The organism is Azospirillum sp. FG154 (assembly GCF_057809575.1).
The window spans coordinates 136,902-155,613 of record NZ_JBMDKF010000010.1; the positions used below are offsets into that span (position 1 = coordinate 136,902).

An 18,712-nucleotide genomic window follows, 5' to 3' on the forward strand; every position below is an offset into this window, starting at 1 on the left:
AGGCGGATGAATTTTGAACTGATCGACCTGAAGGCCTTCGTCGCGGTGGCGGAGTTGGGCAGCTTTCACCGGGCGGCCAAGCTGTTGAACCTGTCGCAACCGGCGCTGAGCCGCCGCATCCAAAAGCTGGAGGAGACGTTGGGCGTCGCCCTGCTCGAACGCTCCACCCGGCATGTGGCGCTGACCATGGTCGGGCGCGACTTCATCCCGAAGGTGCAGCGGCTGTTGGATGATTTTGAGACGTCGCTGATGGGAATCCATGATCTGGGAACCCGCAGCGGCGGGCAGATCTCCATCGCGGCGGTGCCGACCACGGTGTTCTATTTCCTGCCCCGCGCCATCAGCGGCTTCAGCGCCGCCTTTCCCCGCATCCGCTTCCGCATCCTTGATTTGGGCGCCAACGAGGGGTTGGAGGCGGTGGCGCGCGGCGAGGCCGATTTCGGCATCAACTTCATCGGCGCCTCGCACCCCGACATTGATTTCCAACCGTTGGCCGAGGATCCCTTCGTCCTGGCCTGCCGCCACGATCACCCGCTGGCCGCGCGCGAGACGGTGACGTGGAGCGAGCTGGCGGCGCACCGCATCATCACGGTGGGGCGGACCAGCGGCAACCGCGCCCTGATCGACAACACGCTGGCCGAACATGGCCTGAAGCTGACCTGGTCCTACGAGGTCACGCATCTGTCAGGGTCGCTGGGGCTGGTGGAGGCCGGGTTGGGCGTGGCGCTGCTGCCCAAGCTGGCCACCCCGGCGCAGGGCCACCCGATCATCCGCACCGTCCCGCTCGTCCACCCAAAAATCTCCCGCACCATCGGCGTGGTCCGCCGCCACGGCGCGGTGCTGTCGCCGATGGCGGCGCGCTTCCTCGACACGCTGCTGGGGGCCTGGAAGCCGTGATGATCCCGCCAATCGGCAACAATCATATCGCTTTCCATATCAAAACCGCTCGAAATCGCATTGGACAGTTATGATATCGGCGCATAAAGTACGTTCATCAAACAATCAATGATCCGACGCGCCGACTGAAAACAACCCGGCTCGGCGCGTTTGATCCGATGTTTTCGACAGCACAGCCGATCCAACCGGGGCGCGTCGCGCGGTCCGGCAACGCATTCGCCTGCAAAAACGACCCATAAAATTTTAGGGAGTGAGGAACGATGTCCATGACTTGGCTGAAGTCCGCCGTCGCCGCCACGGCGGTTGTCGCCCTGTTCGCCGGCGTCGCCCCGGCCCAGGCCGCCGACGGCAAGCTGGTGGTCGGCTTCTCGCAAATCGGATCGGAATCCGGTTGGCGCGCCGCCGAAACCAAGACGGCCAAGGCCGAAGCCGACAAGCGCGGCATTGATTTGAAAATCTCCGACGCTCAGCAGAAGCAGGAAAACCAGATCAAGGCCGTGCGTTCGTTTGTGGCCCAGGGGGTGGACGCCATCTTCATCGCCCCGGTGGTCGCCACCGGCTGGGATTCGGTGCTGAAGGAAGCCAAGGAGGCCAAGATCCCGGTCGTCCTGCTCGACCGTCAGATCGACACCAAGGACAACAGCCTCTACATGACCGCCGTCACCTCCGACACGGTGCATGAAGGCCGCGTGGCTGGCGAATGGCTGGCCAAGAAGACCGGCGGCAAATGCGCCGTGGTCGAGTTGCAGGGCACCGTCGGCTCCTCCCCCGCCATCAACCGGAAGAAGGGCTTTGACGAGGTCGTCGCCAAGAATCCTGGCATGAAGATCACCCGCACCCAGTCCGGCGACTTCACCCGCGCCAAGGGCAAAGAGGTGATGGAAAGCTTCATCAAGGCCGAGAATGGCGGCAAGGGCATCTGCGCCGTCTACGCCCACAACGACGACATGGCGGTCGGCGCCATCCAGGCGATCAAGGAAGCCGGTTTGAAGCCCGGCTCCGACATCCTCGTCGTGTCCATCGACGGCGTTCCCGACATCTTCAAGGCGATGGCGGAGGGCACGGCCAACGCGACGGTGGAGTTGACCCCCAACATGGCCGGGCCGGCCTATGACGCGCTGATCGCCTACAAGAAGACCGGGACGCTGCCCGCCAAATGGATCCAGACGGAATCCGCGCTGTTCACCCCGGAAACCGCCAAAGCCGAGTATGAGCGCCGCAAGGACGCTTACTGATCGGCGTTTCTCCAGGGCATAGAGGGGCATGCCCGTCGAGGGTGGGGGCTGCGGCGCCGGTGATGCGGGGCCGCAGCCCCATTCCGTCCCTCCCATCAGGGTTATGACCCCGGTTGCCAGCCAGTCAGGTGAGGATTTTTTCATGACGCATCCCCACGCCCCGCCGCTGCTGGCGATCCGGGGGCTGTCCAAGGCGTTTCTTGGCGTCCAGGCGCTCGACGGCGTTGATTTCACCCTGCGGCATGGCGAGGTTCACGCGCTGCTGGGGGAAAATGGCGCGGGCAAATCCACCCTCATCAAGACGCTGACCGGCGTTTACCAGCGCGACGGCGGCACGATCGCCCTGTGCGGCGAGGAGATCGCCCCGCGCAGCGTCGAAGACGCCCAGCGCCTGAACATCGGCACGGTCTATCAAGAGGTCAATCTGCTGCCGAACCTGTCGGTGGCGGAAAATCTGTTCCTCGGGCGGCAGCCGATGCGGTTCGGGCTGGTGGACCGGGCGGCGATGCGGCGGCGGGCGCGGGCGATTCTGGACGGCTACGGCCTGTCCATCGACGTGGCGGCCCCCCTTCAACGCTTTTCGGTGGCGACCCAGCAAATCGTCGCCATCGCCCGCGCCGTGGACATGTCGGCCAAGGTGCTGATCCTCGACGAGCCGACCGCCAGCCTGGACGCGCAGGAGGTGGCGGTGCTGTTCGACGTCATGCGCGGGTTGAAGGCGCGCGGCATCGGCATCGTCTTCGTCACCCATTTCCTCGACCAAGTGTACGCGGTGTGCGACCGCATCACCGTGCTGCGCAACGGTCGTCTGGTCGGCGAACGCCGCGCCGCCGATCTGCCCCGGCTCGATCTGGTCGCCATGATGCTGGGGCGGGAGCTGGAGGCGGCGTCCCATCGGCTGGCCCAACCGGAGGAGATCGACGACGGCCGCCCGCCGCTGGTGCGCTTCCAGGGTTTCGGCAAGACGCGCAGCGTCGCCCCCTTCGATCTCGACATCCGGCCCGGCGAGGTGGTCGGGCTGGCCGGTCTGCTGGGATCCGGGCGGACGGAGACGGCGCGGCTGGCCTTCGGCGTGGATCGGGCCGACAGCGGAAGCGTGACGGTCGATGGTCAAACCACCCAACTGCGCGGCCCGCGCGAGGCGGTGCGGCTGGGCTTCGGCTATTGCCCGGAAGACCGCAAGAAAGAGGGCATCGTCGGCGCCCTGTCGGTGCGGGAGAACATCATTCTGGCGCTTCAGGCCCGGCAAGGCTGGCTGAAGCCGATCCCCCGCCGCCGCCAGCAGGAGATCGCCGACCGCTTCATCCGCCTGCTCGACATCCGCACGCCGGACGCCGAACGCCCGATTCAGCTTTTGTCCGGCGGCAACCAGCAAAAGGCGCTGCTGGCGCGCTGGCTGGCGACCGACCCGCGTTTCCTGATTTTGGACGAACCGACGCGCGGCATCGACGTCGGCGCGCACGCCGAAATCATCCGGTTGATCGAACGTCTGTGCGCCGACGGCATGGCGCTGCTGGTGGTGTCGTCGGAGCTTGAGGAGATCGTCGCCTACAGCCGCCGCGTCATCGTGCTGCGCGACCGCCACCATGTGGACGTCCTGCGCGGGGAGGATGTGAGCGTCGAACGCATCGTCGCCTCCATCGCCTCGGAATCGCCCCCATCACCCGTGCCCCCATCACCCGTTGCGGAGGTCCGGCCATGAGCCTGTCGCTGTCCGGCTCCACCCGCAATCTGCCGCAATATGGCGCGCTGGTCGCCGTGCTGCTGGCCAATTGGTTGCTGTTTCCCGATTTCTTTTCCATCCGTTTGCAGGATGGCCGCCTGTTCGGCAGTCTGGTCGATGTGATGAACCGGGGCGCGCCGGTGGCGCTGCTGGCCATCGGCATGACCATGGTCATCGCCACGCGCGGCGTCGATCTGTCGGTCGGCGCGATCATGGCGATTTCCGGGGCCATCGCCGCCACCATGACGCAAGCCGGTTGGGGGCTGTCGGCGGTGCTGGCCGCGTCGCTGGCGTCCGGCCTGTTGTGCGGGCTGTGGAACGGCGTGTTGGTCGCCGTGCTGCGCATCCAGCCGATCATCGCCACCCTGATCCTGATGGTCGCCGGGCGCGGAATCGCCCAGCTTGTCACCGAGGGCCAGATCGTCACCTTCGTCAGCCCCGATCTGGCCGCCATCGGCAGCGGATCCTTTCTGACCGTGCCGACGCCGGTGGCCTTGACCGCCGCCGTTCTGGGGTTGACCGCGCTGCTGGTGCGGATGACGGCCCTGGGGCTGATGATCGAATCGGTCGGCGTCAACCGGCTGTCCAGCGCCTACGCCGGGGTCAACACGCCGGTGATCCTGATCGCCGTCTATGTCTGGTGCGGGCTGTGCGCCGCCGTCGCCGGGTTGATCGTGACCGCCGACATCCGGGGGGCCGACGCGAACAACGCCGGTCTGTGGCTGGAGTTGGACGCCATCCTGGCCGTGGTGGTCGGCGGAACCTCCCTGTTGGGCGGACGCTTCGGGCTGCTGATGTCGGTGGTGGGGGCGGCGATCCTTCAGGCGATGAACACCGGCATTCTGTTGAGCGGCTTCAAGCCGGAATTCAACCTGATCGTCAAGGCGGCGGTGCTGCTGGTGGTGCTGTTGGCCCAATCGCCCGCCTTGACCACCCTGCTGCCGCGCCCGCGCGGCGTCCAACCGATCAAACCCCACCCCGTCGCGCCGAAAAGGACCACGCCATGATCCAGCGTTTCCTGCCGCTGATCGTCACCATGGCGGTGCTGGTCATCGGCTTTCTGCTGTGCGCCGCGCAGTTTCCCAACTTCGCCTCCCTCCGGGTGGTCGGCAATCTGTTGACCGACAACGCCTTTGTCGGCATCGCGGCGGCGGGCATGACCTTCGTCATCTTGTCGGGCGGCATCGATTTGTCGGTGGGGGCGGTGATCGGCTTCACCACCGTGCTGCTGGCGGTGTTGATCGAACAGGCGGGACTCCACCCGATGGTCGCCTTCGTCGTGGCCTTGGCCGTCGGGGCCGGGTTCGGGGCGGCGATGGGGGCGGTGATCCATTGGTTCCAGATGCCGCCCTTCATCGTCACGCTGGCCGGGATGTTCATCGCGCGCGGCGTCAGCTTCGTCCTGACCACCGATTCCCTGCCGATCAACCACCCGCTCTACAGCGATTTGAACGAGGTGGCGTGGCGCTTTTCCGGCGGCGGGCGGTTGAGCCTGCCCGCCATGCTGATGCTGGGCGTCTTCGCGCTGTCGATCCTGCTGGCCCATTGGACGCGCTTTGGCGCCAACATCTACGCGCTGGGCGGCAACCGCCATTCGGCGGAGCTGATGGGCGTGCCGGTGGCGCGCACCACGGTCGGCGTTTACGCCCTGTCGGGGCTGCTGGCCGGGTTGGCGGGGATCGTCTTTTCGCTTTACACCGGGGCGGGCTATTCGCTGGCGGCGACCGGGGTGGAGTTGGACACCATCACCGCCGTGGTGATCGGCGGCACGCAATTGACCGGCGGCTATGGTCTGGTGCTGGGCACCTTCGGCGGGGTGCTGATCCAGGGCTTGATCCAAACCTACATCACCTTCGACGGCACGATGAGCAGTTGGTGGACCAAGATCGCCATCGGCGTGTTGCTGTTCGTCTTCATTCTGTTGCAAAAGGGCTTGCTGGCGGTCTGGTCCGACCGTGACGGCGACCCGGCGGAGGCTTGAAGCCCGTGAGCGTCACCCGTTTCATCTTCGACCACGCCGCCGACGGAACCCCGGTGGAGGGCGTGACCCTGACCAGCCCGTCGGGGGTGTCGGCCACCCTGATCGCGCACGGCGCGCGTCTGGTCCGCCTGCTCGCCCCCGACCGCGCCGGAACGCTGGCCGATGTGGTGTTGGGCTTCGACCGGCTGTCCGAATACCTGGAGAGCAGCGCCTATTTCGGCGCGACCTGCGGGCGTTACGGCAACCGCATCGGCGGCGCGGCGTTCACGCTGGACGGCGTCCGCCACGCTCTGAGCGTCAACGAGCCGCCAAACCATCTGCATGGCGGGGCCGACGGCTTCGACCGGCGGCTGTGGGCGATGGCGGTGGAGGAGGCGGAGAACGCCGTCACCTTCACCCTGCGCTCGCCCGACGGCGACCAGGGCTATCCGGGGGAGCTTCTCGCCCAAACCCGCTATCGCCTGACGGCGGACGGGACGCTGGACATCCAGATGACGGCGACGACCGACGCGCCGACCATGGTCAATCTGGTCCATCACAGCTATTGGAACCTCGCCGGACACGCGGCGGGCGACGTGCGCGACCATCGCCTGACCGTGCTGGGCGACGCGATCACCCCGGTGGACGACGGCCTGATCCCCACCGGCGCCCGTCTGCCGGTGGACGGCACGCCGTTCGACCTGCGCGACGGGCCGCTGTTGGCCAACGCGCTCGACGCCCTGAGTGGAGCGGCAGGGGGCGGAACGGTTGGGGGCGGAACGACCGGCTTCGACCACAATTGGTGTCTGGACGGCGGTGCAGGAGACTTGCGTCTGGCGGCCCGCCTGGATCACCCGCCCACAGGCCGCCGCCTGGAGCTGCTGACCGACCAGCCGGGCTTGCAGGTCTACACCGGCGGCTATCTGAACGCGGCGATCATCGGCAAAGACGGCCAACCCTACCGCCCCTTCGCCGGAATCGCCCTGGAAACCCAGCGCTTTCCCAACAGCCCGAACATCGGGGACTTTCCGTCCGCCCGGTTGGATCCGGGGCGGCGTTATGAGCACCGGATGGCGTTGCGGGTGACGGCGGGGGCGTGATCGGTCGCCGCCTTTGCTCCAGGCTTCACCGCCTTGGCCGCCGGGCGCGACAGCAAATCCAGGAACCGTTCCAGCACCAGATTGGCTTGCGCGCCTTTTTGCGTGACGGCGTGGAAGGTCACGCTGTGGCGGTGGCTGTCGGGCAGCAGGGCGCGCATGGCGCCGCGTTCCACCCATTGGCGGGCGTAGTGGGTGGGCAGGAAGCCGACGTAGCAGCCGGTCAGCACCAGAAAGGCCACGCCCTCGCGGTCGGTCGCCGTCGCCGTGGCGTTCAGCGCGTGGGGTTGTTGGGCTTGGGTTGGGGCGACGGCGTCGGCGGATTCCACGGCGGCGCGGGTGACGGCGTCCGGCGCCGTGTCGAACAGCGGGTGGCCCTTGCCGCAATAGAGTTGCGATTCCTCCTCATACAGGGCGAAGCGGGCGAGGCCGGGCAGGGCGCGGCGGGCGGGGACGACGCCGATGTGCAGGCGGCCGTCCAGCACGCCGCGTTCGATCTCGTTGGGTGGAATCATGCGGATGTTCACCCGCACGTCGGGGGCCTGGGTCTTCAGCCCGCGCAGCGCGTCGGTCACGCGCATTTGCGGCAGGGTGACGAGGTTGTCGGTGATGCCGATGTTCAATTCGCCGCGCAGGCGGCCATGGGCGGTGTTGATCTCGCTGCGAAAACTCTCCAACCCCGCCAGCAGGCGCAAGGCCGCCTCATAGGCCATGCGCCCCTCGTCGGTCAGCAGGAACCCGGCGCGGCCCCGGCGGCACAGGCGCAGGCCCAGGCGGCGTTCCAGATCGGCCATGTGCAGGCTGATGGCGGCGCGGCTGATGTTCAGCTCCACCTCCGCCGCTGAAAAACCGCCGCACTCCACCACCGTTTTGAAGACGCGCAGCAGGCGGATGTCGGCGTCGGTTACGGGGGACAGGGGGCGGGGCGGTTTGCTCATGATGGCGGCTCGATAGGTAAGGAAACGCTAGACTGAAGTTTGAACAGTTTGGATTTAACCACATCCATGCGCCCGGCACACTGTCCGCCTTGGCCCTCAATCATCACGACACGCAGGAGACGGACCGATGGCCCCCTTGGACAATGACCATGGCGCTGGACTGGACAAGGCGGCGGGCCTGACCCGCGCGGAGTTGGACGCCCATTGGATGCCCTTCACCGCCAACCGCGAGTTCAAAGAGAATCCGCGCGTCATCGTGAAGGCCGAAGGGGCGTGGTATTGGGACGCGCAGGGCCGCAAGATTTACGACAGCCTGTCCGGCCTGTGGTGCTGCGGCGCCGGTCACAACCGCCGGGAAATCACCCAGGCGGTGGCCGAACAGATGGCCCAGCTTGATTACAGCCCCGGTTTCCAATACGGCCATCCGGCCTCCTTCAAGCTGGCGCACAAGCTGGCCTCGATGACCCCGGCGGGGTTGGATCACGTCTTCTTCGTCAATTCCGGGTCGGAAGCCGCCGACACCTCGCTGAAAATGGCGCGGGCCTATTGGCGGCTGAAGGGGCAACCGGCGAAAACCAAGCTGATCGGGCGGTCCAAGGGCTATCACGGCGTCAATTTCGGCGGCATCAGCCTGGGCGGCATCGGCGGCAACCGCAAGCTGTTCGGGCAGGGCGTGGACGCCGACCATCTGCCGCACACCCTGTTGCCGCAGAATCTCTTCACCAAGGGCATGCCCGACGAGGGGGCCGAACTGGCCGACGCGCTGGAGGAACTGGTCGCCCTGCACGACGCGTCGAACATCGCCGCCGTGATCGTCGAGCCGTTGGCGGGATCGGCTGGCGTGCTGCCGCCGCCCAAGGGCTATCTGGAACGGCTGCGCGCCATCTGCGACAAGCACAGCATCCTGTTGATTTTCGACGAGGTCATCACCGGCTTTGGCCGCATGGGCGCGGCCTTTGGCGCCGACGCCTTCGGCGTGGTCCCCGACATCATGAACGTCGCCAAGGGCCTGACCAACGGCGCGATTCCGATGGGCGCGGTGGTCGCCAGCCATGAGATCTATCAGACCTTCATGGACAATGGCGGGCCGAACTACATGGTGGAATTCCCGCACGGCTACACCTATTCCGCCCATCCGGTGGCCTGCGCCGCTGGCGTCGCCGCGCTCGACCTGTTTGAAAAGGACAAGCTGGCGGAGAAGGCCGCCGCGCTGGCCCCGCATTTTGAAACGGTCCTGCATGGGTTGAAGGGGCTGAAGCACGTCGCCGACATCCGCAACTATGGCTTGGCGGGCGCCGTCACCATCGCCGCCCTGCCGGGCGAACCGGCCCGCCGCCCCTATGAGATCGCGATGAAATGCTGGGACGCGGGCTATTACGTCCGTTATGGCGGCGACACCCTGCAATTCGGCCCGCATTTCCTGACGACGCCGGAAGACCTCGACGGCCTGATGAACGTCGTCGCCGACGCCATCCAAGCCACCGCCTGACGTGATGACGGACCAACCGACCATGACCATTCTTCCGCACCTGATCGGCGCCAAGACCGACGCCCCCGCCGACAGCCGCACCGCCGACATCGTCAACCCGGCGACGGGGGAGGTGACGGGCCGGGTCGCCCTCGCCTCCCGCGCCACGGTGGAGGAGGCGATCGCCGCCGCCGAGGCCACCTTCCCGGCGTGGCGGGCCACCCCGCCCGCCAAACGGGCGCGCGTGATGTTCCGCTTCAAGCAGTTGTTGGAAGACAACGCCGACCGCATCTGCGCGCTCATCACGCAAGAACACGGCAAGGTGCTGGACGACGCGCGCGGCGAGCTGACGCGCGGGATCGAGAATGTCGAATACGCCTGCGGCGTCCCGGAATTGCTGAAGGGCGAGCATTCCAAGAATGTCGGGCCGGGGGTGGATTCCTGGTCGGAATTCCAGCCCCTGGGCGTCGTCGCGGGCATCACGCCCTTCAATTTCCCGGCGATGGTTCCGCTTTGGATGTACCCCATCGCCATCGCCAGCGGGAACACCTTCATCCTGAAACCGTCGGAGCGTGACCCCAGCTCCGCCCTGCTGGTCGCGCAACTGGCGTTGGAAGCCGGGTTGCCGCCGGGCGTGCTGAACGTGGTGAACGGCGACAAGGAGGCGGTGGACACGCTGCTGACCGACCCGCGCGTGCAGGCGGTCAGCTTCGTCGGATCGACCCCGGTCGCCGAATATGTCTACGCCACCGGCACGGCCAACGGCAAACGGGTGCAGGCGCTGGGCGGGGCGAAGAACCACGCCATCGTCATGCCCGACGCTGATCTGGACAATGCGGTCAGCGCGCTGATGGGGGCGGCCTACGGCTCCTGCGGCGAACGTTGCATGGCGATTTCGGTGGTGGTCGCCGTCGGCGACGCGGTGGCCGACCGTCTGGTCGAAAAGCTGGCGATCGAGCTGCGCGGTCTGAAGGTCGGGGCCGGAACCTCGGCGGGCTGCGAGATGGGGCCGCTCGTCACCCGCGCCCATTTCGACAAGGTGAAGGGCTACGTCGATCAAGGCGTGCGCGAAGGGGCCGAACTGGTCGTCGATGGCCGGGGGCTGGTGGTGCCCGGCCACGAGAACGGCAATTTCCTGGGCGGCTGCCTGTTCGACCGCGTGACGTCGGACATGGCGATTTATAAGGAAGAGATCTTCGGCCCGGTCCTCTGCGTCGTCCGCGTCAAGACGATGCAGGAGGGGATGGACCTGATCGACTCGCACGAATACGGCAACGGCACCTGCCTGTTCACCCGCGATGGCGAGGCCGCCCGTTACTTCAGCGACATGATTAAAGTCGGCATGGTCGGCATCAACGTGCCGCTGCCGGTGCCGGTCGCCTATCACAGCTTCGGCGGCTGGAAACGCTCGCTGTTCGGCGATCTGTCGGCCTACGGTCCCGACGGGGTGCGCTTCTACACCCGGCGCAAGACGATCAGCCAGCGCTGGCCGACCGGCGGCGTGCGCGAAGGGGCGCAGTTCGCGTTTCCGTCCATGAAGTAATGAACGGGAAATGAAAAGCGGGGCCGTTGACGACGTCAGCGGCCCCGTTCTTTTGCGCCGCCGCCGATGATCGGCTCAGTCCACCGACCAGCGGGTCATGTGGGGGTAGGGCGGCAGGCCATTGTCGCCCATAAAGGCGAAGACGCCGGAATACCCCGTAAAATCGGCCTGTGCCAGAAACAGCGGGCCGTAATGCGTTCCCCGCGCCAGCCACTCCGCCATCGGGTGTGGCCCTTCATACTCGTGCAATTTGTGCGTGCCGGGGAAGAAGATGCAGGAGGGCGGCAGGCCAAGATGCAGGGCGACCGCATAGGACCAGGCCTGAGCCATGAGTTCGCCCCGCTGGGCCGCCACGGTGAGCACAGGGTTGGCGGAGCCGTCCGGTTCCGTTTCTTCGGCGACCAACGTCTCGATGCTGGCTTGGAGATCCGTCCCCAACCGCGTCCAGTAACGCCGTGGCACGCCGACGATGTGCCCGGCCTCATGCAGAAGGTCGCCCGATCCGATCAGGGCGTCAGGATCGACATGGATCACGCCGCCATGGATGTTCATGCCCGGCAGAAAGCCATTGCGCGCCCCCTCGCCATACTCGACGCCGACGCCCAAGCCACGCAGGAAGGTGACGATGGGATCCAGCGCTTCCGGGTGATACATCCACCTTCTCCACAAAATCGCATTTTCCAGAGACTATTCCCTGAAAAAGGGATTTCAAGCAACCCTTACCCTTGCGCGGAGTGTGGATTTCCCGTTGACCGCTCGCCGCCGATCCCATCGGGCGTTACAGCGCCTGAAGGAAATTCACCAGATCGGCCCGCTCCTGCGCCGACAGGCCCAAATTGAAGCGGCCATTGTAGAAACCGACGACGGCGCCCAGCGTGGCCGCGCTTCCGTTGTGGAAATAGGGGGCGCGCGCCGCCAGTCCGCGCAGGGCCGGCGCCTTCATCCGCCCGATGTCGCTGCACCGGCCCGTGACCATCGCCTGTCCGGGATCGGTGACGGTGAAGGTCCGACCCGACAATGGCCCCGCCGTGCAGGTCAGGGTGAAGACGGGCAGGGCGGCCACGTCGAGCGCCGCCGGAGCGGCGGCGTTCGACACGCCGATGTTCATCAGGCTGTTGACCGAATGATTGCCGACGTTCGGCGTGTCGTGGCAGGTGCTGCAACTGCCCGAAACGCTGGTGTTGGCGGCGGTGGTCAACCCTGGGACATTGTTGATGGTGAAGGCGCGCGTGTTGAAAATCTGCTCGCCACGCGCAATGGATCGCCGCGCCTGCGTCGCGGCGTCGGTCCCGGTCAGGCTCTGCCAAGCCGTGTAAAGTTTGAACACCACCCGGTCGAAACCATTTGGATTGGCCGAATCATTGACGCCAACTGTGAAAGGCTGCTGCGTCAGCGTCGCCACCCCGCCCGTCGCGCCCAAGGCGTCCAACGCCCCCGCCGTGGCGTCCGTCGCCTGCGCGGTGTAAAGGCCGCTTTCAAAGGCGACCATCTGCGCCTGCTGCGTCAGCGTCGGCGCGCCGGTCGCCTGCGCGTGGCCCAGCGTCGCGTTGATCGCCTGGGTCGTCAGCGACGCTTCGCGGCCATCCCACATGACGCTGGTTTGAAAGCGCTGGTTGGTGGACGGCAAGGGGCGGCGGTAGACCGACAGCGTGCCGCTGGTCGGGCTGGTCAAACCCGTGCTGGCGTTGGTGTTGCAATCATAGGGGTCGCTCGTCACCGAAATGGTGAATTGCGCGTTGGCGGGAACCGGCAGAGCGATGCGGAACAGCCCCTTGCCCAACAGCAGCGAATAGGCGCGAAGCTGGGTCGCCGCCGTCGCGGTCGACGCGGTCGAACAGGTGGCGCCGTCGATCAGGCGGAACAGCGGATCGGCCCCTTGAGTCGCCTGGAACCGCGCGTTGACGCCGCGCGGCGTGACGCTCCAGCCCGCTTGCGGATCATGGCAGGTGACGCAGCTCCGCCCGTTGGTTCCCAGAGATTGGAAAAAGGCGTTGTTGGCCGTCACCGTCGCCCCGCCCACCTGAAAACTGTTGGCCGTCCCGGTCGGATCCGCCGCCGCCGTCAACGCCTCAAGCAACGATGGAACGCCGGTGGCCGTTTGGGCGACGGCCAAGGTCGGGGTCAAGAGGACGGCGCCGACCACAGCGGCGACCGCTTGGGGGCGGGGGGCAGAGCGGGCTTTGGACATGGCTGGCTCCAATGCGCATTCGTAATTTATCTCGAATGCGATCTTTTCCGAATTTCGCCTCCCGCGCAGTGATGACAGTCACAGATTGGCCATTTCCCTTACAATTCAATTTTGCAACAATTGAGACGGACGCCCGCCGCCGCTTCAATTCGGCGAAATCCCGCCCGGCTGGTGGGAGGAGCGGGTGAGCGGGCTGGCCGACGCCATCAGAAACCCCTTGCCCCGCGCGACGCTTTCATAGTGGGCGAACTCGTCGGGCGGGACGTGGCGGATCACCCGGTGATGGTTGCCGCCGCCTCGGTCGGGAGCGGCTGCACGATGATCTTCACGTTGTGGTCCTTGTTGTTGACCAACTCCTCAAAGCCGCCGGAGACGATGCGGTCGAGCGTGATGCGCCCGGTGATGAGCGGCTGCACGTCGATCCGGCCATCGGCGATGAAGCGGATGACGTCGGCGAACTCGCCGTTGTAGGCCAGCGAGCCGATGATCTGCTTCTCCGTCGCGACGATCTCAAAGAAGTTGAAGGCGCTGGGTTCCTCGAAAATGCCGACCAGCACCGTTTTCCCCGCCTTGCGGATGACGTCGATGGCCAGCTTGGCGGTGTCGCGGTGGCCGATGCACTCGAACGACACGTCGGCGCCATAGCCGCCGGTCAGCGCCTTGACCTCCGCCACCGCGTCGCACTCTTTGGGATCCAACACCACCGTGGCGCCGACCTCCAGCGCCTTGGCCTTGCGGGCGGCGGACATCTCCAGAACGATGATCCGCCCGGCCCCCGCCGCGCGCGCGCACATGATGGTGCAGAGGCCAATCGTTCCGGCCCCGACCACGACGACGGTCTCCCCGACCAGACTGCCCGCCTTCTTGACCGCGTGCATCCCCACCGCCAACGGTTCGATCAAGGCCCCGGCCTCGGTCGGGAAGCCCGGCGGCAGGGCGTAGAGCAGTTCCGCCGGGACGTTGACGAGGCTGGCGAAGGCCCCGTTGTTCATCAGCCCGGTGAAGGCCAGCTTTTCGCAAATGTTGTACAGGCCATGTTTGCAATAATAGCAGTCGCCGCAATGCTGGCAGGCGTCCGCCGCCACCGCGTCGCCGATCTTGAAGCCGGTGACGCCCGCGCCCAGCGCGGCGATTTCGCCGCTGAACTCGTGGCCCAAAATGCACTGCCCCTTCAGGCCGGTCAGCGGGTGCGGCTCGTTCACCGGGATGAAGACCGGCCCGGCGACATACTCATGCAGATCCGACCCGCAGATGCCGCACCAATGAACCTTGATCTGCGCCCACCCGGCGGGCGGCGCGGCGGGCAGCGGCACGTCTTCGACCCGAATGTCCTTGCGGCCATGCCAGACGGCGGCCTTCATCGTTGGCGTCATGCCCATGGCGTGTTCCTCCGTTTGTTTTGTTTGTTTGGTTTAAAATCAGGCGAAGACCATGCCGCCATCGACCAGCAACGACTGGCCGGTCATGAAGTCGGAATCCGACGAGGCGAGGAAGCGCGCCACCCCGACCAGATCCTCGGGCGTCGAGGGGCGGCCCAGCACCGCGCCCGCCGCGAACATGTCGAAGGCCTCGTTCTCGGTCTTGGTGATGCCGGTGTCGCGGAACCCCTGGTCGATGATCTTCCACATCTCGGTGGCGACGACGCCGGGGCAGATGGCGTTCGCGGTGATCTTGTCCTTGCCGAAGCCGCGCGCCGCCGCCTGGGTCAGCGCCACCACGGCGAATTTGCTGGCCGAATAATGGGCCAGCGGCTCGTACCCCTGTTTGCCCGCGATGGACGCGGTGTTGATGATCTTGCCGCCGCCGCCTTGCGCCTTGAAGGTCTTGATCGCCTCCTGCATGCCGATCAGAACGCCCAGCGCGTTGACGTCGTTGACCATGCGCCAATCCTCCTCGGTGATGTCGAGGAAGGGCTTGGTCTGGGCGACGCCCGCGTTGTTGAAGATCACGTCGAGGCGACCATGGGCGGCGACCGCGTCGTCGATCATCCGGCGCACGGCGGCGCGGTCGCGGACATCGACGGTGACGGCGATGGCCGTCCCGCCCTCGGCGCGGATGGCCTCGGCGACGGACGCCGCGTCGTCGGCGTTGCGGTCGGCGATGGTCAGCCGGGCGCCGTCGGCGGCCAGCGCGCGGGCGATGGTCGCGCCGATGCCGCGCCCGGCCCCGGTGACGATGACGCTCTTGTCCTTCAGATTTGGCATGGTCAATCTCCAGGATCGTCAATGTCCAGGAATAGGCGCGCCCAAGCGCGCCGATTCCGGTCAAAGGAAAGGGTTCAGGCGGCTTTGCCGATGTGGTCCTTCAGCAAGGCGTTGACCTTGCCCGACGCCTCCATCTGCACCATGTGACCGGCGTTGGGGATGACCGCGACCCGTGCGGCGTCGCCCAGCGCGTTGGCGTGCGCGGCGGGGATGACGCGGTCCTCCTCCCCCCACACCACCAGAATCGGCGTCTTGGCGGCGGCGATGAGATCCGTCAGGACGCTGGATTGCGCGCCGTCGGCGAACATCGCCGACGAAATCGCCTTCAGGGCGTCCTCGACGCCGTCCAACCGCTTGTACTTCAAAAGGTCGTCAATCAGGGACCGGCTGACAAGACCACGGTCGGCGAACAGCGTCTCCAAAACGGGTTTCAGGTCGCGGCGTGATGTCGCGCCGACGAAGCCCTGGATGTAACCATGGTCGATCTCGCGCCCCAAACCGGCGGACGCGATCAACGACAGCGACGCCACCCGCTCCGGCGCGTCCAACGCCGTGCGCATCGACACCGCCCCGCCCATCGAATGGCCGATGAAATGGGCCTTGGCCAAACCGACATGGTCCATGAAGGCCAGCACCGCCGCCGACAGGCCCGACAGGCTGGGGTCGGTCACGCTCTTGGTCGATTGCCCGTGGCCCGGCAAATCCAGCGCGTAGACGGTGGCGCTCTCGGCCAACGCGTCGATGCTGAACAGCCAATTGTCGAGATCGCCGCCAAAGCCATGGACCAGCAGCACCGCCGGGCCGCCCTCGCCGCGCGTGGCGTAGCGGATGGTTCCGGCGGCGGTCTCGGCGAACAGGTAGCGCGGGGCGGAGTCCGCCGCGTCGTCGTCGCCGTCCGCCGCCGGAACGGCGAAACCGGCGATGAAGGCGTCGATCTCCTCGTCCGACACGTCGGGGTCGGCCAGCACGGCGATCAACGCCTTGACCGGGTAAATTGTGTCGTTTTCGCCCAACACCCGGCGCAGGACGCCGCTCTCCCCCGCTTCGACCACGTTGGTGATCTTGTCGGTTTCGACCTCCAGCAAGTCATCGCCAAGGGCGACATGGTCGCCGGGCCGTTTCAACCAGCCCGTGACCTTGCCTTCCGACATGGACAGGCCCCATTTGGGCATGACGATGGGTTTGATGCGCTCGTTCGACATGACAATCAGGCTCCGGTAAAAATCAGGCGGTCCCGTTAGGCGGCGATGCCGTGCGAACGGCTGCCGGTGGGCGACAGGGTGCGGCGGACGGCGGCGGCGATGGCCTCGGCGCTGGGGACGTAGAGATCCTCCAACGAGGGGGAGAAGGGCACCGGCGTGTGCGGCCCCGTCACCATCTGCGCCCCGGCCTTCAACGCGCCGAAGGCGTTCTGCCCGACGAAGGCGGCGATGTCGGTGGCGAGGTTGCAACGCGGGTGCGCCTCGTCCACCACCACCAGACGGCCGGTGCGCTCGACGCTTTCGACGATGGTGTCCCAGTCGATGGGCGACAGGGTGCGCAGGTCGATGACCTCGGCCTCGATCCGGTCCTTGGCCAGCGCGGTCGCCGCCTCCAGCGCGCGGTGAACGGTCAGGCCGTAGCTGACGATGGTGACGTCGTCGCCGTCGCGCAGGATGTTCGCCTCGCCAAAGGGGATGGCGTAGGATTCCGCCGGGACGTCGCATTCCAGGCCGTACAGGTTCTTGTGCTCGCAGAAGATCACCGGATCATTGTCGCGGATCGACTGGATCAACAGGCCCTTGGCGTCATAGGCGTTGCTGGGGCACACCACCTTCAGGCCGGGAATGTGGGTGAACAGCGGGGTCAGCATTTGCGAATGCTGGGCCGCCGCGCGGAACCCGGCGCCGACCATGCCCCGGATCACGACCGGCGTTTGCGCCTTGCCGCCGAACATGTAGCGGAATTTGGCCGCCTGGTTGAAAATCTGGTCGAAGCAGACGCCCATGAAATCCATGAACATCAATTCCGCGACCGGACGCAACCCGCAGGCGGCGGCGCCGACGGCGGCCCCGATGTAGGCCGATTCCGACAGCGGCGTGTCCATCAGCCGGTCGCCATGCTTGGCGTAGAGACCCTTGGTGACGCCCAGCACGCCGCCCCAGGCGTCATCCTCGCCGTTGGCGCCGGTGCCGCCGACAATGTCCTCGCCCATGACGATGACGGTGGGGTCACGGCGCATTTCGAGATCCAGGGCCTCGTTGATCGCCGTCTTCATGCTGATTTTGCGGGACATGTGTTTCCTCCGCCGATGCGTTTTTGTGGGGGATGGGGTCACACCGGCGAGCGCTTGAAAGGGCCTTTCAAGCGGTCGTCGGCCGCCGCGACTGCGGCGGCGCGCCCACATGGGCGCGGAAAAGCCTGCGTGGCGTTTGAACGCGATGCGACACGCCAAGTCATTGGCGGGTCGGTTCAATAAGAGACGTAGACGTCGGTCAGCAGTTCCGACGGCGCGGGCAGCGGGGCGGCCTTGGCGGCGCGGACGGCGTCCTCGATCAGGTCGGCGACCTCGCGGTCGATGCGGTGAAGCTCGTCGCGGGCGACGACCCCGGCCTCGACCACCCGTTCGCCCAGCATCACCAGACAGTCGCGCGACGCGCGCAGCGCCTCGACCTCGCCCTTGGCGCGGTAGGTTTGGGCGTCGCCTTCAAAATGGCCGTAGAAGCGGATCATGTTGCATTCCAACAGCGCCGGGCCGCCGCCGTCGCGGGCGCGACGGATGATCTCGCCCGCCGCCTCATGCACCGCGAACAGGTCGGTTCCGTCCACCGTGACGCCCGGCATGCCAAAGCCGGTGGCGCGGTCCACATAGCTGTCGCAGGACACCGCCCATTCCATCGCCGTGGATTCGGCGTAGCCGTTGTTTTCGACGACGAAGACCACCGGCAAATTCCACACGGCGGCCAGATTCAGGCTTTCCAGAAAGGTGCCCTGGTTCGACGCGCCGTCGCCGACGAAGGTGATGCCGACGCCGCGATCCCCGCGCACCTTGGCCGCCAGCGCCGCGCCGCAGATCAGCGGGGCGCCAGCCCCCAAAATGCCGTTGGCCCCCATCATGCCCTTGGACAGATCGGCGATGTGCATGGAGCCGCCCTTGCCCCGGCAGGCCCCGGTCGAACGGCCATAGATCTCCGCCATCATGGCGTGAACGTCCACGCCCTTGGCGATGCAGTGGCCATGCCCGCGATGGGTCGAGGCGATGCGGTCGTTGTCGTTCAGATGCATCATGATGCCGGTGGCGCAGGCCTCCTCCCCGGCGTAGAGATGGACGAATCCGGGAATGTCGCCCTTGGCGAAATCAATGTGCAGGCGCTCTTCAAAATCACGGATCGTCCGCATGGTGCGGTAGGCTTTGAGAAGATCGTCCTTGCTCAACGGAAAGGGATTCTCGGACACGGTGGTTCTCCCTGCGGTGTGGTG

General features: G+C 66.4%; 17 protein-coding genes. 8 read left to right on the forward strand and 9 right to left on the reverse strand.

The annotated features are described in order from the left end of the window. Nucleotides 1-6: 6 nt before the first annotated feature. From ACODS4_RS13940 to ACODS4_RS13965, 6 genes are all read left to right on the forward strand, one after another. Nucleotides 7-897, forward strand: coding sequence for a LysR family transcriptional regulator (locus ACODS4_RS13940; RefSeq protein WP_488864575.1), 891 nt, complete (start codon nt 7-9; stop codon nt 895-897). A 266-nt stretch (nt 898-1,163) separates the two neighbouring features. Further along, a complete protein-coding gene (ytfQ, locus tag ACODS4_RS13945) occupies nt 1,164-2,132 on the forward strand; it encodes a galactofuranose ABC transporter, galactofuranose-binding protein YtfQ (RefSeq protein ID WP_488864577.1) in 969 nt (322 codons plus the stop codon). Between the two features lie 142 nt (nt 2,133-2,274). Continuing rightward, nucleotides 2,275-3,834 carry a galactofuranose ABC transporter, ATP-binding protein YtfR gene (gene ytfR / locus ACODS4_RS13950; protein WP_488864579.1) on the forward strand — a complete coding sequence of 520 codons (1,560 nt, stop codon included), beginning with the start codon at nt 2,275-2,277 and terminating at the stop codon, nt 3,832-3,834. Beyond that, complete coding sequence (locus ACODS4_RS13955; protein ID WP_488864581.1) at nt 3,831-4,862, forward strand: ABC transporter permease; 1,032 nt, start codon at nt 3,831-3,833, stop codon at nt 4,860-4,862. Before ytfR ends, ACODS4_RS13955 begins: the two co-directional genes overlap by 4 nt. Further along, nucleotides 4,859-5,836 (forward strand): galactofuranose ABC transporter, permease protein YjfF, encoded by a 978-nt coding sequence (yjfF, locus tag ACODS4_RS13960; protein ID WP_488864583.1) that lies wholly within the window; start codon nt 4,859-4,861, stop codon nt 5,834-5,836. The genes ACODS4_RS13955 and yjfF overlap by 4 nt, the downstream gene beginning before the upstream one ends. 5 nt (nt 5,837-5,841) lie before the next feature. After that, the gene (locus ACODS4_RS13965; protein WP_488864585.1) at nt 5,842-6,915 is read left to right on the forward strand and encodes an aldose epimerase family protein; all 1,074 of its coding nucleotides are present in this window, start codon (nt 5,842-5,844) and stop codon (nt 6,913-6,915) included. On the opposite strand, the gene ACODS4_RS13970 is transcribed toward ACODS4_RS13965, so the two are convergent. Continuing rightward, nucleotides 6,873-7,850: a LysR family transcriptional regulator gene (locus tag ACODS4_RS13970; protein WP_488864587.1), complete on the reverse strand. Its 978-nt coding sequence runs from the start codon at nt 7,848-7,850 to the stop codon at nt 6,873-6,875. The genes ACODS4_RS13965 and ACODS4_RS13970 overlap by 43 nt on opposite strands. 127 nt (nt 7,851-7,977) lie before the next feature. Here ACODS4_RS13970 and aptA point away from each other — a divergent pair, with 127 nt between their 5' ends. Then, complete coding sequence (gene aptA, locus ACODS4_RS13975; protein WP_488864589.1) at nt 7,978-9,339, forward strand: omega-aminotransferase AptA; 1,362 nt, start codon at nt 7,978-7,980, stop codon at nt 9,337-9,339. A 22-nt stretch (nt 9,340-9,361) separates the two neighbouring features. Beyond that, on the forward strand, nt 9,362-10,861 hold the full coding sequence (locus ACODS4_RS13980) for a CoA-acylating methylmalonate-semialdehyde dehydrogenase (RefSeq protein WP_488864591.1): 1,500 nt from the start codon (nt 9,362-9,364) through the stop codon (nt 10,859-10,861). 75 nt (nt 10,862-10,936) lie between these two features. Here the strand turns inward: ACODS4_RS13980 and ACODS4_RS13985 are convergent, their stop codons facing one another. From ACODS4_RS13985 to ACODS4_RS14020, 8 genes are all read right to left on the reverse strand, one after another. After that, entirely contained in the window at nt 10,937-11,515 is a 579-nt protein-coding gene (locus tag ACODS4_RS13985) for a hypothetical protein (protein ID WP_488864593.1), read from the reverse strand. Nucleotides 11,516-11,639: 124 nt separating this feature from the next. Continuing rightward, the gene (locus tag ACODS4_RS13990; RefSeq protein WP_488864595.1) at nt 11,640-13,049 is read right to left on the reverse strand and encodes a hypothetical protein; all 1,410 of its coding nucleotides are present in this window, start codon (nt 13,047-13,049) and stop codon (nt 11,640-11,642) included. Between the two features lie 144 nt (nt 13,050-13,193). Further along, nucleotides 13,194-13,325, reverse strand: coding sequence for a hypothetical protein (locus ACODS4_RS13995; protein WP_488864597.1), 132 nt, complete (start codon nt 13,323-13,325; stop codon nt 13,194-13,196). Beyond that, entirely contained in the window at nt 13,322-14,428 is a 1,107-nt protein-coding gene (locus tag ACODS4_RS14000) for a 2,3-butanediol dehydrogenase (RefSeq protein ID WP_488864598.1), read from the reverse strand. The genes ACODS4_RS13995 and ACODS4_RS14000 overlap by 4 nt, the downstream gene beginning before the upstream one ends. 39 nt (nt 14,429-14,467) lie before the next feature. Beyond that, a complete protein-coding gene (locus ACODS4_RS14005; protein WP_488864600.1) occupies nt 14,468-15,253 on the reverse strand; it encodes an SDR family NAD(P)-dependent oxidoreductase in 786 nt (261 codons plus the stop codon). Between the two features lie 74 nt (nt 15,254-15,327). After that, entirely contained in the window at nt 15,328-16,455 is a 1,128-nt protein-coding gene (locus ACODS4_RS14010) for an acetoin dehydrogenase dihydrolipoyllysine-residue acetyltransferase subunit (protein WP_488864602.1), read from the reverse strand. Between the two features lie 35 nt (nt 16,456-16,490). Then, nucleotides 16,491-17,528, reverse strand: coding sequence for an alpha-ketoacid dehydrogenase subunit beta (locus ACODS4_RS14015; protein WP_488864604.1), 1,038 nt, complete (start codon nt 17,526-17,528; stop codon nt 16,491-16,493). A 176-nt stretch (nt 17,529-17,704) separates the two neighbouring features. Continuing rightward, complete coding sequence (locus tag ACODS4_RS14020; RefSeq protein ID WP_488864606.1) at nt 17,705-18,688, reverse strand: thiamine pyrophosphate-dependent dehydrogenase E1 component subunit alpha; 984 nt, start codon at nt 18,686-18,688, stop codon at nt 17,705-17,707. Nucleotides 18,689-18,712 lie beyond the last annotated feature (24 nt).

Coding starts and splice junctions, on each gene's coding strand:
- ACODS4_RS13940 (WP_488864575.1), top strand. CDS start 7: ATGAATTTTGAACTGATCGACCTGAAGGCCTTCGTCGCGGTGGCGGAG.
- ytfQ (WP_488864577.1), top strand. CDS start 1,164: ATGACTTGGCTGAAGTCCGCCGTCGCCGCCACGGCGGTTGTCGCCCTG.
- ytfR (WP_488864579.1), top strand. CDS start 2,275: ATGACGCATCCCCACGCCCCGCCGCTGCTGGCGATCCGGGGGCTGTCC.
- ACODS4_RS13955 (WP_488864581.1), top strand. CDS start 3,831: ATGAGCCTGTCGCTGTCCGGCTCCACCCGCAATCTGCCGCAATATGGC.
- yjfF (WP_488864583.1), top strand. CDS start 4,859: ATGATCCAGCGTTTCCTGCCGCTGATCGTCACCATGGCGGTGCTGGTC.
- ACODS4_RS13970 (WP_488864587.1), bottom strand. CDS start 7,850: ATGAGCAAACCGCCCCGCCCCCTGTCCCCCGTAACCGACGCCGACATC.
- aptA (WP_488864589.1), top strand. CDS start 7,978: ATGGCCCCCTTGGACAATGACCATGGCGCTGGACTGGACAAGGCGGCG.
- ACODS4_RS13980 (WP_488864591.1), top strand. CDS start 9,362: ATGACCATTCTTCCGCACCTGATCGGCGCCAAGACCGACGCCCCCGCC.
- ACODS4_RS13985 (WP_488864593.1), bottom strand. CDS start 11,515: ATGTATCACCCGGAAGCGCTGGATCCCATCGTCACCTTCCTGCGTGGC.
- ACODS4_RS13990 (WP_488864595.1), bottom strand. CDS start 13,049: ATGTCCAAAGCCCGCTCTGCCCCCCGCCCCCAAGCGGTCGCCGCTGTG.
- ACODS4_RS14000 (WP_488864598.1), bottom strand. CDS start 14,428: ATGGGCATGACGCCAACGATGAAGGCCGCCGTCTGGCATGGCCGCAAG.
- ACODS4_RS14005 (WP_488864600.1), bottom strand. CDS start 15,253: ATGCCAAATCTGAAGGACAAGAGCGTCATCGTCACCGGGGCCGGGCGC.
- ACODS4_RS14010 (WP_488864602.1), bottom strand. CDS start 16,455: ATGTCGAACGAGCGCATCAAACCCATCGTCATGCCCAAATGGGGCCTG.
- ACODS4_RS14015 (WP_488864604.1), bottom strand. CDS start 17,528: ATGTCCCGCAAAATCAGCATGAAGACGGCGATCAACGAGGCCCTGGAT.